This window comes from Burkholderia sp. HAN2018 (assembly GCF_024704855.1).
GTDB classification, from domain to species: domain Bacteria; phylum Pseudomonadota; class Gammaproteobacteria; order Burkholderiales; family Burkholderiaceae; genus Burkholderia; species Burkholderia cepacia.
Window position 1 is genome coordinate 48,245 of sequence record NZ_QOBB01000017.1, and the last position, 14,861, is coordinate 63,105.

General features: G+C 68.1%; 15 protein-coding genes and 1 pseudogene. 5 read left to right on the plus strand and 11 right to left on the minus strand.

The genetic code is table 11. The annotated features are described in order from the left end of the window. Positions 1 to 30: 30 nt before the first annotated feature. The 5 genes from leuE to gloB all read right to left on the minus strand — a co-directional run bounded on the left by leuE (position 31) and on the right by gloB (position 6,140). Positions 31 to 690 carry a leucine efflux protein LeuE gene (leuE, locus tag DPV74_RS06430; protein ID WP_059620705.1) on the minus strand — a complete coding sequence of 220 codons (660 nt, stop codon included), beginning with the start codon at positions 688 to 690 and terminating at the stop codon, positions 31 to 33. A 37-nt stretch (positions 691 to 727) separates the two neighbouring features. Continuing rightward, on the minus strand, positions 728 to 1,873 hold the full coding sequence (carA, locus tag DPV74_RS06435; RefSeq protein ID WP_027787879.1) for a glutamine-hydrolyzing carbamoyl-phosphate synthase small subunit: 1,146 nt from the start codon (positions 1,871 to 1,873) through the stop codon (positions 728 to 730). A gap of 365 nt (positions 1,874 to 2,238) precedes the next feature. Next, on the minus strand, positions 2,239 to 3,456 hold the full coding sequence (locus tag DPV74_RS06440; protein WP_119336801.1) for a nitrate/nitrite transporter: 1,218 nt from the start codon (positions 3,454 to 3,456) through the stop codon (positions 2,239 to 2,241). A 157-nt stretch (positions 3,457 to 3,613) separates the two neighbouring features. After that, complete coding sequence (locus DPV74_RS06445; protein ID WP_119336802.1) at positions 3,614 to 5,182, minus strand: transglycosylase SLT domain-containing protein; 1,569 nt, start codon at positions 5,180 to 5,182, stop codon at positions 3,614 to 3,616. 151 nt (positions 5,183 to 5,333) lie between these two features. After that, on the minus strand, positions 5,334 to 6,140 hold the full coding sequence (gene gloB, locus DPV74_RS06450) for a hydroxyacylglutathione hydrolase (RefSeq protein ID WP_027787881.1): 807 nt from the start codon (positions 6,138 to 6,140) through the stop codon (positions 5,334 to 5,336). An 18-nt stretch (positions 6,141 to 6,158) separates the two neighbouring features. Here gloB and DPV74_RS06455 point away from each other — a divergent pair, with 18 nt between their 5' ends. The 3 genes from DPV74_RS06455 to dnaQ are packed head-to-tail and all read left to right on the plus strand — an operon-like array spanning position 6,159 to position 8,183. Next, positions 6,159 to 6,971 carry a class I SAM-dependent methyltransferase gene (locus DPV74_RS06455; protein ID WP_027787882.1) on the plus strand — a complete coding sequence of 271 codons (813 nt, stop codon included), beginning with the start codon at positions 6,159 to 6,161 and terminating at the stop codon, positions 6,969 to 6,971. Then, positions 6,968 to 7,411 (plus strand): ribonuclease HI, encoded by a 444-nt coding sequence (rnhA, locus tag DPV74_RS06460; RefSeq protein ID WP_021163370.1) that lies wholly within the window; start codon positions 6,968 to 6,970, stop codon positions 7,409 to 7,411. The genes DPV74_RS06455 and rnhA overlap by 4 nt, the downstream gene beginning before the upstream one ends. A gap of 37 nt (positions 7,412 to 7,448) precedes the next feature. After that, positions 7,449 to 8,183: a DNA polymerase III subunit epsilon gene (dnaQ, locus tag DPV74_RS06465; protein ID WP_060173808.1), complete on the plus strand. Its 735-nt coding sequence runs from the start codon at positions 7,449 to 7,451 to the stop codon at positions 8,181 to 8,183. A 34-nt stretch (positions 8,184 to 8,217) separates the two neighbouring features. Here dnaQ and DPV74_RS06470 read toward each other — a convergent pair whose 3' ends face one another. Beyond that, positions 8,218 to 8,550, minus strand: a complete 333-nt coding sequence (locus DPV74_RS06470) for a YnfA family protein (protein WP_059527239.1) — start codon at positions 8,548 to 8,550, stop codon at positions 8,218 to 8,220. A gap of 540 nt (positions 8,551 to 9,090) precedes the next feature. On the opposite strand from DPV74_RS06470, the gene proP reads away from it, so the two are divergent. Further along, positions 9,091 to 10,578, plus strand: coding sequence for a glycine betaine/L-proline transporter ProP (gene proP, locus DPV74_RS06475; protein ID WP_119336803.1), 1,488 nt, complete (start codon positions 9,091 to 9,093; stop codon positions 10,576 to 10,578). A gap of 108 nt (positions 10,579 to 10,686) precedes the next feature. Here the strand turns inward: proP and DPV74_RS06480 are convergent, their stop codons facing one another. Then, positions 10,687 to 10,893: a hypothetical protein gene (locus tag DPV74_RS06480; RefSeq protein ID WP_080982016.1), complete on the minus strand. Its 207-nt coding sequence runs from the start codon at positions 10,891 to 10,893 to the stop codon at positions 10,687 to 10,689. A gap of 163 nt (positions 10,894 to 11,056) precedes the next feature. Next, complete coding sequence (locus tag DPV74_RS06485; protein WP_059695575.1) at positions 11,057 to 11,686, minus strand: glutathione S-transferase family protein; 630 nt, start codon at positions 11,684 to 11,686, stop codon at positions 11,057 to 11,059. A 171-nt stretch (positions 11,687 to 11,857) separates the two neighbouring features. On the opposite strand from DPV74_RS06485, the gene DPV74_RS06490 reads away from it, so the two are divergent. After that, on the plus strand, positions 11,858 to 13,075 hold the full coding sequence (locus tag DPV74_RS06490; protein WP_060357352.1) for a polyhydroxyalkanoate depolymerase: 1,218 nt from the start codon (positions 11,858 to 11,860) through the stop codon (positions 13,073 to 13,075). Between the two features lie 7 nt (positions 13,076 to 13,082). Here the strand turns inward: DPV74_RS06490 and DPV74_RS06495 are convergent, their stop codons facing one another. From DPV74_RS06495 to DPV74_RS06505, 3 genes and pseudogenes are all read right to left on the minus strand, one after another. Beyond that, positions 13,083 to 13,727, minus strand: a complete 645-nt coding sequence (locus DPV74_RS06495; protein ID WP_060086566.1) for a phosphoribosyltransferase — start codon at positions 13,725 to 13,727, stop codon at positions 13,083 to 13,085. Positions 13,728 to 13,851: 124 nt separating this feature from the next. Then, complete coding sequence (locus DPV74_RS06500; RefSeq protein ID WP_027787890.1) at positions 13,852 to 14,373, minus strand: phospholipase D-like domain-containing protein; 522 nt, start codon at positions 14,371 to 14,373, stop codon at positions 13,852 to 13,854. A 105-nt stretch (positions 14,374 to 14,478) separates the two neighbouring features. Continuing rightward, positions 14,479 to 14,861, minus strand: a pseudogene (locus tag DPV74_RS06505) (malonate decarboxylase subunit epsilon); the annotation flags it as partial.

The window sequence follows — 14,861 nt, forward strand, 5'->3', positions numbered from 1 at the left end:
TAATCGTTGTCGTGGGTCGGCCGGCTGCGCTCAGCTCATCGTGGCGAGCGCGAGCTTCACCGAGAAACCGATGAACAGGCCGCCCACGCTGCTCGCCGCGCCTGCTGCAAGCTTGCGGCGGCGGCGGAAGTGCTCGGCGAGCCGCGCACCCGCGAAGATCAGCGTGCTCAGGTACAGGAAGCTCGCGCATTGCGCGATCGCCCCGAGCACGACGAACGACAGCGCGGGATGCGGGAATGCCGGGTCGACGAACTGGATGAAGAACGAGATGAAGAACAGGATCGCCTTCGGATTCAGCAGGCTCACGATCAGCGCCTTGCGGAACGGGCGCTCGCCGTCGACCGCGAGCGGTGCATCGGCCGGCGCATCGGCGCGCGCGCGCAGCTTCTGCCACGCGCTGCGCAGCATGCCGGTGCCGATGTAGAGCAGATACGCGGCGCCGCCGTACTTGACGACGGAGAACAGCAGCGGATTCGCCTTCAGCAGCGACGCGACGCCGGCGGCGGACAGCACCATCAGCACCGTGTCGCCGACGAACACGCCGCACGCCGCGCGATAGCCGGCCTTCACGCCGCGCTGCGCCGCGAGCGACAGCACGTACATCGAGTTCGGCCCCGGCAGCAGGATGATGAAGATCACGCCGAACACGTAGGTCCAGATATCCGTGATGCCGAGTGCGTGGCCGAACATGATGCGAATCTCCCGTCCTTCGGTTGCGTCGGTTGCGTTAAGCGTTGCGCTGCTTCGCCGCGTCCATCAGCGCGGTGAAGCGGTCGAACAGATAGCCGATGTCGTGCGGGCCGGGCGATGCCTCCGGGTGGCCCTGGAAGCAGAATGCCGGCTTGTCGGTCAGCTCGAAGCCCTGCAGCGTGCCGTCGAACAGCGACACGTGCGTCACGCGCGCGTTGGCCGGCAGCGAATCCGCATCGACCGCGAAGCCGTGGTTCTGCGACGTGATCACCACGCGGCCGTCGCCGAGATCCTTCACCGGGTGGTTCGCGCCGTGGTGGCCCGTCTTCATCTTCAGCGTCTTCGCGCCGACCGCGAGGCCCATGATCTGGTGACCCAGGCAGATGCCGAAGGTCGGCACGCCGCGCTCGATGAATTGCTTCGTGGCCGCGATCGCGTAGTCGCACGGTTCCGGATCGCCGGGGCCGTTCGACAGGAAAATGCCGTCCGGATTCAGCGCGAGCGCATCTTCCGCGCTCGCCTCGGCCGGCAGCACCGTCACGTGGCAGCCGCGTTCCGCGAGCATGCGCAGGATGTTGTACTTGACGCCGAAATCGTACGCGACGACACGGTACTTCGGCGCTTCCTGCATGCCGTAGCCGCCTTCGAGGCGCCATTCGGTCTGCTTCCACTCGAACGGCTTCGTGGTCGACACGACCTTCGCGAGATCCATGCCCGCGAGACCCGGGAACGAGCGCGCGAGTTCGATCGCTTTCGCTTCGTCGTCCGAGCCCGTCAGGATGCAGCCGTTCTGCGCGCCCTTGTCGCGCAGGATGCGGGTCAGCTTGCGGGTGTCGATGCCGGCAATCGCGACGACGCCTTCGTCGCGCAGGTAGTCGCCGAGCGTGCGGTCCATGCGGAAGTTCGATGCGAGCGTGGGCAGATCACGGATGATCAGGCCGGCGGCATGGACTTTCGTGGCTTCGACGTCTTCGGCGTTCACGCCGACGTTGCCGATATGCGGATAGGTGAGCGTGACGATCTGGCGCGAATAGCTCGGGTCGGTCAGGATTTCCTGATAGCCGGTGATCGCGGTATTGAACACGACTTCGCCGATCGTATGGCCTTCGGCCCCGATCGAATAACCACGAAAGACCGTGCCGTCGGCGAGTGCAAGCAAGGCGGGAGTAAAAGACGGCAACACGGGAGGCTCCTTGGGGAACACCCTGCTGCCGACCTGTTTACCCTGCCGCGCGAGCGCCGCGCTGCGTGGGCGCGCGTGGTCGCTAGCTGAACGCGGCCTGCGTTGTCGTGACGCGAACCCGGCGCGTGGCGCACGAGGCTTCGCGGCATCGCCCGGCAGGCGGCGTGCGGCGGATGAACGGGATGTATGAGGTAGGCGCTAGGGTGCGAGGTTGATCAGCACAAACTTTCAAATTATAGCCTGAAAATGGCCTTATCTTCAATCGATACGGCCGTCCGATCGTGCGTGCGCGACGCGCGGCGGCGCGAAGCAGCGCGCTGCGGCCCCGTTTTACGCGGCCGCCCTGCCCCGAGCGTACCGCCGGATCAGTGTACTTGGCCAGCGCCGCGCGCGGGCCATACGTACCAGACCGCGCTCGCGAGCTGCAGCGCGAGCAACACGCCCCATGCCGTGAAGTGCGCGGCGGCCGGATAACGGCCGTCGACCGCGGGCCAGTGCGACAGCACCGCGCCGACACCGATCTGGAACGCAAAGATCAGCAGGAAGATCACGAGCGTGAGCGTCGTGTTCGCGCGGCCGATCAGATGCGCGGGAAAATGTCCGGCCATCACCGCGTAGGTCAGGATGCCGACGCCGCCGAACATCCCGTATGCGGCCCACAGAACGGCCGGCGGCAATGGCACGCGCGCCACGATCGCGGCCTGCGTCGCGACGAACAACGCCATGCCGATGCCGCAGAACGCGTACACGGACACGCCGCGCCGCTCGAGCACGCGCGCCGCGGCGCCGAAGCCGACGCAGCCGGCCATCATCGCGAAGCCGAGCACCGACACGAGGCGCGCCGCATGCGGCGCATCGAACCCCGCGACGTCGCGCAGGTACGGCCCGACCCACAGCGACTGCATCGCGTAGAACACCCCCTGCGTGACGACGGAGAACGACGAGATCTTCCAGAACGCACGGCTGCTCAGGATATGCCACGTGCCCTTGAACTGGCTGACGAGCCCACCCTGGTGACGCACCTGCTTCGCCTCCGGCGCGCCCAGGCCGATCGACGCCGCGACGGCCACCGTCAGCACCGCGAGGCCGAAACAGATCGCGCGCCAGCTCGTCCAGCCGAGCAGCCAGGTCAGCGGCGAGCCGACCATCACGCCGCCGAGGCCGCCCACGGCCATCACGAGACCGTTCACGAGCGGCAGCCGGCCGACCGGGAAATGCTGCGCGAGCGCCTTGAACGCCGCGCCGAGACACACCGATACGCCGACGCCGATCAGCAGCCGGCCGACCATCATCGTGCCGAGGCTGTGCGCGGCGCCGAACACGGCCGCACCGGCGGCCGCGAACAGCAGCATGCCGGCCGTCACGCGGCGCGGGCCGAAGTGATCGAGCATCACGCCGGCCGGGATCTGCGCACCCGCGAAGCCGAGGAAATAGAGACTGGTGAGCAGGCCGAGATCGGCGGCCGACAACCCGAGCTCGTGCGTGACGAACGGCGCGAAGCCCAGATTGACGCCGCGAAACACATACGACACGAAATACCCGACCGAAAACAGCACGAGCACCCTCACCTGCACCGACGACATCGCCTCTCCTTGTTATATGAAGGCATTCAAGGCGGCACCCCCGCGCCGCGCACAAACAAAAACGCCGTCACCTCGGTGACGGCGTTTCGTCGCATTTCGTCGGATGATAACGCAATCGCACGAACCGGGCCGGCCGCGCGATGCGCTCGCGACTGCGTTATTTCTTCTTGCCCTTATGCGTTGTGGCCTTGGCCGGCGCAGCTTTCGTCGCTTTCGTCGATTTGGCCGCCGGCTTCGCCGCGCCGCGCTTCGCGCCGTGCGACTTGCCGCCCACCGCCAGGCTCGCGCGCTCGATGTGCGCACCGGCGGCCGACGTCGCGATCCGTTCCGGACCGGGCTCCGCCGGCACCGAACGGCCGACCGGCACGTGCAGCACGAGCGCCTGGCCCGGCATCACGAGATCGCGGTGCGTGCGGTTCCACGCCTTGAGCTGGCCGACCGACACGCCGTAGCGGCCGGCGATCGCCGCCATCGACTGCTTGCGGCGCACGCGGATCAGCATCTTGCGCGTGTCGGGCACATCGGGTTCCATCGCGAGCGCGCCATTTTCGGCGACGTCGGCGCTGATGTCCTCGTCGTCGTCATCGCCGCGCGGCACGACGATCGTCGAGCCCGGCTTCAGGCGCATGCCGGCCGGAATCTTGTTGATCGACATCAGCGTATCGGCGTCCACGCCGATCTTCTCGGCGATCGCGGCCGGCCGTGCGCGTTCGCTGACCGTATAGGTGGTCCACGACGAAAGCTGGCCGCTGTAGGCTTTCAGGTTCTTCTCGAACGCCGACGCGTTGTCGAACGGCAGCAGGATCTGCGGCTCGGTCGCGCCGAGGATCACCGGCTTCGAGAACGACGGGTTCAGCGAACGGAATTCGTCGAGCGACAGGTTCGCGAGCTTCGCGGCGACCGCCACGTCAATGTCGCGCGACGTCGTGACCGTCACGAAATACGGGTGGTTCGGGATGTCCGGCAGCGTCAGGCCATACTGCTGCGGGCTCGCGATGATGTTCTTCACCGCCTGCAGCTTCGGCACGTAGTTGCGCGTCTCGTTCGGCATCCGCAGGTTCTGGTAGTCGGTCGGCAGGCCGGCCGCCTGGTTGCGCGCGATCGCACGCTGCACGTTGCCCTCGCCCCAGTTGTACGCGGCCAGCGCGAGATACCAGTCACCGAACATGTCATGCAGGCGCGACAGGTAGTCGAGCGCGGCGCTCGTCGACGCAAGCACGTCGCGGCGCTCGTCCTGCCACATGTTGCGCTTCAGGTTGTAGGTACGACCCGTGCCGGGCATGAACTGCCACATGCCGGCCGCCTTCGCGACCGACAGCGCCTGCGGGTTGTACGCGGACTCGATGAACGGCAGCAGCGCGAGCTCGGTCGGCATGTGACGCGCCTCGAGCTCCTCGACGATGTGATACAGGTACTTCTGCGAGCGCTCGGTCATGCGCTGCACGTAATCGGGCCGCTGCGTGTACCAGGTCGTCTGCATGTCGACGAGGTCGCTCTGCAGGTCGGGCATCTGGAAACCGCGGCGGATGCGGCCCCAGAGATCGGAGTCTGCACTGGTCAGGTCGCCGACGGATTGCTTGTCGACGTCGACAGTTTCTTTGGCGGTGGCTGATTTACGGAGGTAGTTGGACGTCGCCTGCGAATCGGCGGCGTTGTTGGCGACAGGGGCCTGGCTCGCACAAGCGGCGAGCAGCAGGACCACCATCGCACTCAATATAAGTCGCATGAAAATCTCGGCTTCCGACGGCTGGAAATTGCAGGCGATACTACGGAAGTGCGTGCTTCACGTCAATAAAAACACCGAAAACTCAGCGAAATCCTACATTTGGAGCAATTTTTACAGACACCGCTTGAGCTTTGGAGTCCTCCGAAAATCGTCATCGGAACCGGTTTTTCCATTCGCGCATCAGCGTGAATGCCGTCAGACGATCCGGCACCGTTTCATGCAACTCGGCCTCGAGCGTGGCATGAATCGCCGCGCTGTCCGCCCGCATGAACGGGTTAACGGCACGCTCGTGAGCAATCGTAGTGGGCAGCGTCGGCACACCCCGCGCGCGCAGCGCCTGCGCTTCGTCGCGCCACGCAGCGAGCGCCGCATTGCCGGGCTCGCATGCGAGCGCGAAGCGAATATTGGACAGCGTGTATTCGTGGGCACAATGCACGCGCGTGTCGCCCGGCAGTGCGGCGAGCGCATCGAGCGACGCGAGCATCTGCGCGGGCGTGCCCTCGAACAGGCGGCCGCAGCCGCACGAGAACAGCGTATCGCCGCAGAACACGTGCGGCGCCGCGTTGCGCGGCCCGGCCGCCTGGAAATAGGCGATGTGGCCGCGCGTGTGTCCGGGCACGTCGAGCACGTCGAATGCGACGGACGGTGCGTCGAGCGTCACGCGATCGCCGCCTGCAAGCGGCCGCGTGACCACGCCGATAGCCTCGGCCGCGGGGCCGTAAACCGCGAGCGGAGCATCGTCCGGTTGGCTATCGCGCAGTGCCGCGACACCGCCGACGTGGTCGGCATGATGGTGCGTGAGTAAAATAGCGGTCAACCGCCAGCCTCGTTCGGCAAGAACCCGGCGCACCGGCGCGGCTTCACCCGGATCGACGGCGATCGCATCGCGGCCGTCCGAGACGAGCCAGATATAGTTGTCATCGAATGCCGGAACCGGCACGTATTCCAGCTCGTTCATGGGCGCGCAATCATCGTTATGTCTGACCGTCAAATTATAGACTGGCCCGCCTGGACCGACTCGCCTCCCGGCCGCTACGTGCTGGGCTGGGAGCAGGCGCAGCTCGACCGGATCGTGTCCGACGTCTTCGGGTTCCACGCGCTGCAGCTCGGCCTGCCGCAGCTCGACGCGCTGCGCGAGAACCGCATGCCGTATCGCGGCCTCGTGCTCGATCCGGCGAGCGGCGCGAGCGCGCCCTATCAGTATCCGTGGGCCCGCGAAGCCCATTCGCCCGAGCATGCACCCGCCGATCGCAGCACGACCTGGTGCGACCTGCTCGACCTGCCGTTCGAGTCGCAGAGCGTCGACCTGATCGTGATGCCGCACACGCTCGAATTCACGTCCGATCCGCACCGCCTGCTGCGCGAGGCCGAGCGCGTGCTGATGCCGGAAGGCCAGCTCGTGATCACCGGCTTCAATTCGCTCAGCCTGTGGGGCATGCGGCAATCGTTCGGGCGCATGGCGAACCGTCCGTTCGTGCCGGCCACGCGCGACCAGATCGCGTTCATCCGGCTCAAGGACTGGATCAAGCTGCTCGGCTTCGACCTCGAACGCGGCCGCTTCGGCTGCTACCGGCCGCCGCTCGTCACCGACAAGTGGCTGGCCCGCTACGGCTTCATGGAAGCCGCCGGCGACCGCTGGTGGCCGATCTTCGGCGCCGTCTACATGGTGACGGCCGTCAAGCGCGTGCGCGGCATGCGCCTCGTCGGCCAGATCCGGATGAAGAAACCCGTGCTCGCACCGGGCCTGACGCCGGCGGCCTCCCCGACCACCCATCAAGAACATTCATGACAATCGATACGATCGACATCTATACCGACGGCGCCTGCAAGGGCAACCCCGGCCCCGGCGGCTGGGGCGCATTGATGCGCTACGGCGACAAGGAAAAGGAGCTGTTCGGCGGCGAGCCGAACACGACCAACAACCGCATGGAGCTGATGGGCGTAATCGCCGCGCTCGAAGCGCTGAAGCGGCCGTGCCAGGTGATCGTGCACACCGACTCGCAATACGTGCAGAAAGGCATCAGCGAGTGGATCCACGGCTGGAAGAAAAAAGGCTGGGTCACCGCGGCGAAGACGCCCGTGAAGAACGCCGACCTGTGGAAGCGGCTCGACGCGCTCGTCGCGCAGCACGAGGTCGAGTGGCGCTGGGTCAAGGGCCACGCGGGCCATCCCGAAAACGAGCGCGCGGATGCGCTCGCGAATCGCGGCGTCGAATCGCTCACGGCCTGAACGCGGGCCGCCCCCTGTTTCCTACGTTTTCCCCGACATGCGCCAGATCATTCTCGATACCGAAACCACCGGCCTGAACGCCCGCACGGGCGACCGCCTCATCGAAATCGGCTGCGTCGAGCTGCTGAACCGGCGGCTCACCGGCAACAACCTGCACTTCTACGTGAACCCCGAGCGCGACAGCGATCCGGGCGCGCTGGCGGTGCACGGCCTCACGACCGAATTCCTCAGCGACAAGCCGAAATTCGCGGAAGTCGCCGACCAGATCCGCGACTTCGTGAAGGACGCCGAGCTGATCATCCACAATGCGCCGTTCGACCTTGGCTTTCTCGACGCGGAATTCGCGCGGCTCGGCCTGCCGCCGTTCACAGAACATTGCGGCGGCGTGATCGACACGCTCGTGCAGGCCAAGCAGATGTTCCCCGGCAAGCGCAACTCGCTCGACGCGCTGTGCGACCGCTTCGGCATCAGCAACGCGCACCGTACGCTGCACGGCGCACTGCTCGACTCGGAACTGCTCGCCGAGGTCTATCTCGCGATGACGCGCGGCCAGGACAGCCTCGTGATCGACATGCTCGACGACGCGGGTGCCGACGGCGGCGCGGCAAACGGCCAGCGCGTGTCGCTCGCCGCGCTCGACCTGGCCGTGGTGGCCGCGAGCGACGACGAGCTCGCCGCGCACCAGGCGCAGCTCGACGAGCTCGACAAGTCGGTCAAGGGCACCTGCGTATGGCGCAAGTCCGCCGACGCAGGCGCCGCCGAAACGGCCTGAAACACACGGCACACGGCATGCGCCGCGGCCGCGCTCACGCGCGCGGCTGCAGCGCGATGACCGCCATTCCGCCGAGCGCGAGCGCCGCGCCGGCCACGTCCCAGCGGGTCAGCGCGACGCCGTCGACCACTCGCAGCCAGACCAGCGCCACCGCGATGTACACGCCGCCGTACGCGGCATAGGTGCGCCCCGCCGCACTCGGGTGCAGCGTCAGCAGCCACGCGAACAACGCGAGCGACAGCGCGGCCGGCAGCAGCAGCCACACCGGCCGCCCCTCCTTCAGCACGAGCCACGGCAGGTAACAGCCGACGATTTCGGCCAGCGCGGTGGCGGCGAACAGCGCCGCGATCCTCATCAGTTCGGTCATCCGGTTCCTCGTGAATTCGCCCCCGCCACCGCGAGGCGGCACGGCCCCGCCGCGCGCCGCCGATCATACCCGAGCCGCCCCCGCCGAACGCCCCGCCAGACGGGCGCTTCCCGGCAATTTGCACGATCATCCGTCATCGTGCTATCATGTCGCCTGTTTCAACATTCAATCTCTGTCTATTCGATTTCGAGAGAAGTCCGTCCGCGCGTTGCGAGCCGGCCCTTCGACCGAAATTGCACCCACAGGAAAGCCCGCCCGACAGGCCCGCTTTTCTCGTTTCGTTGCCCCTCCGGGGCGCTTGCCGGAACGCCGGACATCGTCCGCACCGGCATCTGCCGCTTGCATCACGCGGCCCATTCTTCATGAGCGCACTGTCGCGACGGCCCATCGGGCCCGCGTCGAAGCAGCCCCTTACGGCCCTTTACCGCCGCTTGTGCAGTAAGTGCTTAATGGTCTGCCCCGACGCGCCGCGCACGACACCGCGCTCGCCGGCAAACCGTGTCGGACGGCCCGCCCGTTCCGGCGCAGTCAAAGGAGTGCATGACCTTGACCGCAACACACGTCAGCCCGACCGCTGCCTCTTCCTCCGCTTCGTCATCCGGCGAAGCCCCGCTCGTCGCGGACGACATCACCGTCGTCGACCAGAGCCTGCTCAAGCGCGCCGTCAGCGCGATGGCCATCGGCAATGCGATGGAATGGTTCGACTTCGGCGTCTACAGCTACATCGCCGTCACGCTCGGCAAGGTGTTCTTCCCGTCCAGCAGCCCGTCCGCGCAGCTGCTCGCCACCTTCGGCACGTTCGCGGCCGCCTTCCTCGTGCGCCCGCTCGGCGGCATGGTGTTCGGCCCGCTCGGCGACCGCATCGGCCGCCAGCGCGTGCTCGCCGCCACGATGATCATGATGGCCGTCGGCACCTTCGCGATCGGCCTCATTCCCAGCTACGCGTCGATCGGCATCATGGCGCCCGTGCTGCTGCTCGTCGCCCGCCTCGTGCAGGGCTTCTCGACCGGCGGCGAATACGGCGGCGCGGCCACCTTCATCGCCGAGTTCTCGACCGACAAGCGCCGCGGCTTCATGGGCAGCTTCCTCGAATTCGGCACGCTGATCGGCTATGTGATGGGTGCCGGTGTCGTCGCGCTGCTCACCGCGTCGCTGTCGCAGGAGGCGCTGCTGTCGTGGGGCTGGCGTGTGCCGTTCCTGATCGCCGGCCCGCTCGGCCTGATCGGCCTGTACATCCGGATGAAGCTCGAGGAAACGCCGGCGTTCAAGCGCCAGGCCGAGGAGCGCGAAGCGCAGGACAAGGCCGTGCCGAAGGCGCGCTTCCGCGAAACGCTGATGCGCAACTGGCGTGCGCTGCTGCTGTGCGTCGGCCTCGTGCTGATCTTCAACGTGATCGACTACATGGTGCTGTCGTACCTGCCGAGCTTCATGTCGTCGACGCTGCATTTCGACGAATCGCACAGCCTCGTGCTCGTGCTGATCGTGATGGTGCTGATGATGCCGCTGACGCTCGCCGCCGGCCGCCTGTCCGACCGGATCGGCCGCAAGCCCGTGATGCTCGCCGGCTGCGTCGGCCTGCTCGCGCTGTCGATCCCGTCGATGATGCTGATCCATGCCGGCACCACGGCATCGGTGTTCGGCGGCCTGCTGATCCTCGGCGTGCTGCTGTCGTGCTTTACCGGCGTGATGCCGTCGGCGCTGCCGGCACTGTTCCCGACCGAGATCCGCTACGGCGCGCTCGCCATCGGCTTCAACGTGTCGGTGTCGCTGTTCGGCGGCACGACGCCGCTGGTCACCGCGTGGCTCGTCGACGTCACGCACAACCTGATGATGCCCGCGTACTACATGATGGGCGCCGCCGTGATCGGCATCGTGTCGGTCGTCGCGCTCGCCGAAACCGCACGCCAGCCGCTCAAGGGCTCGCCGCCGGCCGTCGCGACGCGCCGCGAAGCCCACCAGCTCGTGCGCCAGATGCGCGAGGACGACGATTCGGGTATGTACCCTGCCGTGTCGACCGCACGCGCCTGAGCGTCGCCCATGAAAAACCCCGGCCGAAGCCGGGGTCCGATCGAATCCGATCCGCCCGACCGGCTTGCGCCGGCCGGGCTTTTTTTCATCCCCTCGCCGCGTACGCGCTCATGCGTGCGCTTCGCAGTTGCGGCAGAACAGCAGTGCGCGCGATCGCGACACGGCCGCCTGTGCACCACGCGTCGCGACGATCAGCCCGACCTGACCGAGATTGAAATCGCGCTCGACCATCAACTGCGTCAGCGCGGCAAGCGGCAACACGACGGACGGGTGGTACAGGCTCGATTCGATCAGGGTTCGCATCATCAGCTCCATCAGGCAAGGCGTCATTCGATGGAGTGGATTCTAGGGATCGGCGCCCGCCGGATAAACCGCGCGAATGCGAAGTCACTTGTCAGCCGCGGAGAACAATCCGCCGACGCTTGCCTGGCAAGGCCCGGCGGGCTGCCCGCAGCAGCCGGATAGCCCGCCGGCGGGCCTACGCAAGCGGCGTTTCGACGAAGGCCGGCAGCGCTTCCGCCCGCGCGGAATGCGCGGCGAGCGCCGGATAACGGGCCGGATCGATCCGCGCGAGTACCGGGTAGTCGGCCGCCATGAACTGCGTGAAGCGCCATGCGACCGCCACCGTCACGTCGGACTGCAGCAGGCGCGCGCCGCCGAACCAGCCGTTCGCGGCGGCGACGAGCGGCTCCAGTGCACCGTATGCGCCCTCGATCTGGCTCAGCACGCGCTCGAGCCACGGCGCGTGCTGCTTGTCGGCCGGACGCAGCGCCTGCTCGTAGACGACCTGCACGCTCTTCTCGGCAGCTGCCAGCGCGAAACCGACCGGCACGAGCGTGTTCAGGCGCGCGGCGGCATCCTCGGGCAGCAGCCGCCGCGCGGGCGCGACCCGATGATCGAGATAATCGACGATCAGCGACGAATCCATCAGCGTCGCACCGTCGTCGGTCACGAGCGTCGGTGCCTTGACGACCGGATTGATCGCCCTGAACTGCTCGACATGACGGAACACCGAGAGCGACTCGTGTTCGAACGGGAGGTCGAGCAGCTTCGCCGAAATGGCGACACGGCGCACGAACGGGGAATCCAGCATGCCGATCAGCTTCATCGCAAACGCTCCGCTTGAGGGAATGGGATCGACGACTGTAGCAGCGCTACAGGGCTTCGCCTAGCGCGCCCGTGCGCTTGATGCGCCTCGGCCGGCCGCACGCGGGGCTCACGTTGTCCGGCCGCAGTGACCATAATGCAAGTTCACGCCCCTTCCGCCCCAAGGTTCGCCATGTGGTACGCCCTCGTCGAGCAGCAGCGGGAATGGATGCGCGCCTGGCGCGCGGCGACGCGGCATGCGTTCGACGCGTGGCCCGCGGCCACGCTGCCGCACGCCGCATCGTCGTGCTACGACGACCTGTTCGAGCCGCTGCTCGGGCCGCCGGGCGAGCCCCCGCACTTCGACATCGGGTGGCCGGCCGTCGCCGAGCGCATCGTCGCGCGCACGCCGTTCTGCGACCTGCGGCGCTTCACGCGCGTCGACGCGCGGCGCACGGTACTGCTCTGCGCGCCGCTCGCCGGGCATGCGGCCGTGATGATGCGGGAAACCGTCGAGACGCTGCTCGCGGACGGCGACGTCTGCGTGACCGACTGGCGCAATGCGCGCGACGTGCCGCTCGCGGCGGGCCGCTTCGGGCTCGACGAATATGTCGCGACGCTCGACGGCTTCGTCGACGGGCTCGCGCACGACGACCGGCCGCTGCATGTCGTCGCCGTGTGCCAGGCAACCGTGCCGGTGCTCGGCGCGCTCGCGCTGCGCGCCGCTCGCGGTCTCGCGCCGCCCGCGAGCGTCACGCTGATCGGCGGCCCGCTCGACGCGCGCCGGAATCCGAGCGCGCTCGGCACCGCCGCCGCGGCCCATTCGCTAGGCTGGTGCCGCCGCCACCTGATCGACGTCGTGCCGCCGGGTTTCGCGGGGCACGGCCGCCACGTGTTTCCCACCTACCTGCAGCAGGGCGAGATCGCGCTCGTGTACCCGCAGCGCTTCCTGTCGCTGATCGAAGCGTACGCGCTGGCCGCGTCGCGCTTCGACATGACCGGGCTCGCCGGCGCACGGCGTGCGCTGCTCGAATACACGGCGCTGCTCGACATGCCCGCCGAGTATTTCCTCGACACGGTCGACATCGTGTTCCAGCGCATGAGCCTCGCGGTCGGTACCTGGGACGTGGGTGGGCGGCGCGTCGAGCCGGCCGCGCTGCGCGGCGTCGCGCTGCTGACCGTCGAAGGCGCATGCGACGCGGTCACGGGCGCCGGCCAGACGCATGCGGCGCTCGACATGTGCAGCGGCCTCGCCGACGACGAGCGCTACCGCATCGACATCGGCGACTGCGATCACTACGGGCTGTTTACCGGGGTGCGCTGGCGCGGGGAGGTCCATCCGATGCTGCAGCGCCTGTTCGCCTGGGCCGAAACCCGTCGCCCCCGCCCGCGCCGCATCAGGCGCACGTGATGCCGCGTCAGGGCCGGGCCGCGTCGAGCAACGCGCGTACCTCGTCGTCGCTCGTCTGCTCGAAGCGCGCGTAGAACTGGCTGATCCCGAAGAACGGCAGCGGCTGCCACACCGTGACGAACGCATCGGCCAGATCGTCGAACGCGTGCCGCGCACCCGCCGGCGCGACCGGCACAGCCGCGACGATGCGCGCCGGGTGACGCTCGCGCAACGTCTGCAGCGCGACGCGCATCGACGCGCCGGTCGCGACGCCGTCGTCGACGACGATCGCAATGCGGCCCTCGACCGGCAGCGGCGGCGCGGCACCGCGATACAGCGCCTCGCGGCGATGCAGTTCGACGGTCTCGCGCGCGATCACATCGGCGAGCTGCGCGTCGGACACGCCCATCGAGCGGAGCACCGAACGCTGCAGATGAATCGCACCGCCCGTCGCGATCGCGCCCATCGCGAGCTCGGGATCGGACGGCACGCCGAGCTTGCGTACGACCAGCACGTCGAGCGGCGCGTGCAGCGCGCGGGCGACCGGATACGCGACGGGCACACCGCCGCGCGGCAAGGCGAGCACGACGACATTGCCGCGGCCCGCATAATCGCGCAACGCGCCGGCCAGCTGGCAGCCGGCATCGGTACGATCGGCAAAACACTCGAACACGTTCGGCTCCCTGCCGTTGCGCCGGATGCGCGAAACCCGCGTCGGCGCCTGTCAACGAGCATGGTTCATCGGCGGCGCCGATGCAAGCAGGGTCACACCGGCGCGCGGGTACCGAAGGAAAGGGTCAGAGGCCGCCGGCCTGCCGGTACAGCCGCCAGAACGACTGCGCATAGGATTGCGCGAGCTCGGGCGCGCGCTGGAACACGTTCACCGTTTCCGCATGCGCAGCCGCCCCTTCGGACAGCGTCGTCAGCGCGACGCTGTCGTCCACGATCACGAAGCGCGGCGCGGGATCGCCGTGCCGCGACTCGATCGCCACGTCGATACCCGACGCTTTCAGATAGCCCGCGCCGCTGTACCGGCCCGCGTGCGGCGAACGCACGAGCACGACACGCACCTCGATCCCGCGCGAGCGGGCCGCGCGCAGCGCGCTCGCGACCGCCGGCGGCACGTGCGTATAGCCGGCCAGCAACACGCGACGCTGCGCCTGCTCGATCAGGTCGACGGTCGCGTCGGCCGCCGCATTGTCATACGAAAAGTATGTGCCAACCGATGCGGCGTCGGACGGAATCTGGCTGGCGTGGGCGCTCGCCGCGCAGCAGAGCGCGGCGAGAAGGAAGGCGGCTGGTCTCATGGCGGGCGCCATTTTAGCGACGCCAATTCGTGTGGCAAGCGCCGGCTGCAAGGCTGCTGCGCCGGCGCAACACACAGTGCGAAAGGCGACTCCGGCGAGGGTCTTCCGGGCCGTCGATCAGCCCACCGCGACGCGCGCGAGCCAGCTCGCGACGCCGTCGACGGAACGGAAATCCGCGAGGCTGCGCGCCGGCAGCGCGGGATATGTGCTACCGGCCATCTCGGCCAGTGCGCGGCCGGGGCCGAGCTCGAGGAACGCGGTCGCACCGGCCTCCACGCATGCGGCAAGACAGGCCGCCCACTCGACCGGCTCCGCGATCTGCCGGGCCAGTTTGTCGAGTCCTGCGTCGACGTCGAGCACCGACGCGCCGTCGATACCCGAAAAGAGCCGCGTGCCGGGCAGCGGCCGCCGCACGTGAGCGGCGGCGAGCGACGCGCGAAACACCGGCACGGCCGCGGCGAGCCGGCGCGTGTGCGACGCGATCCGCACGCAGACGGGCG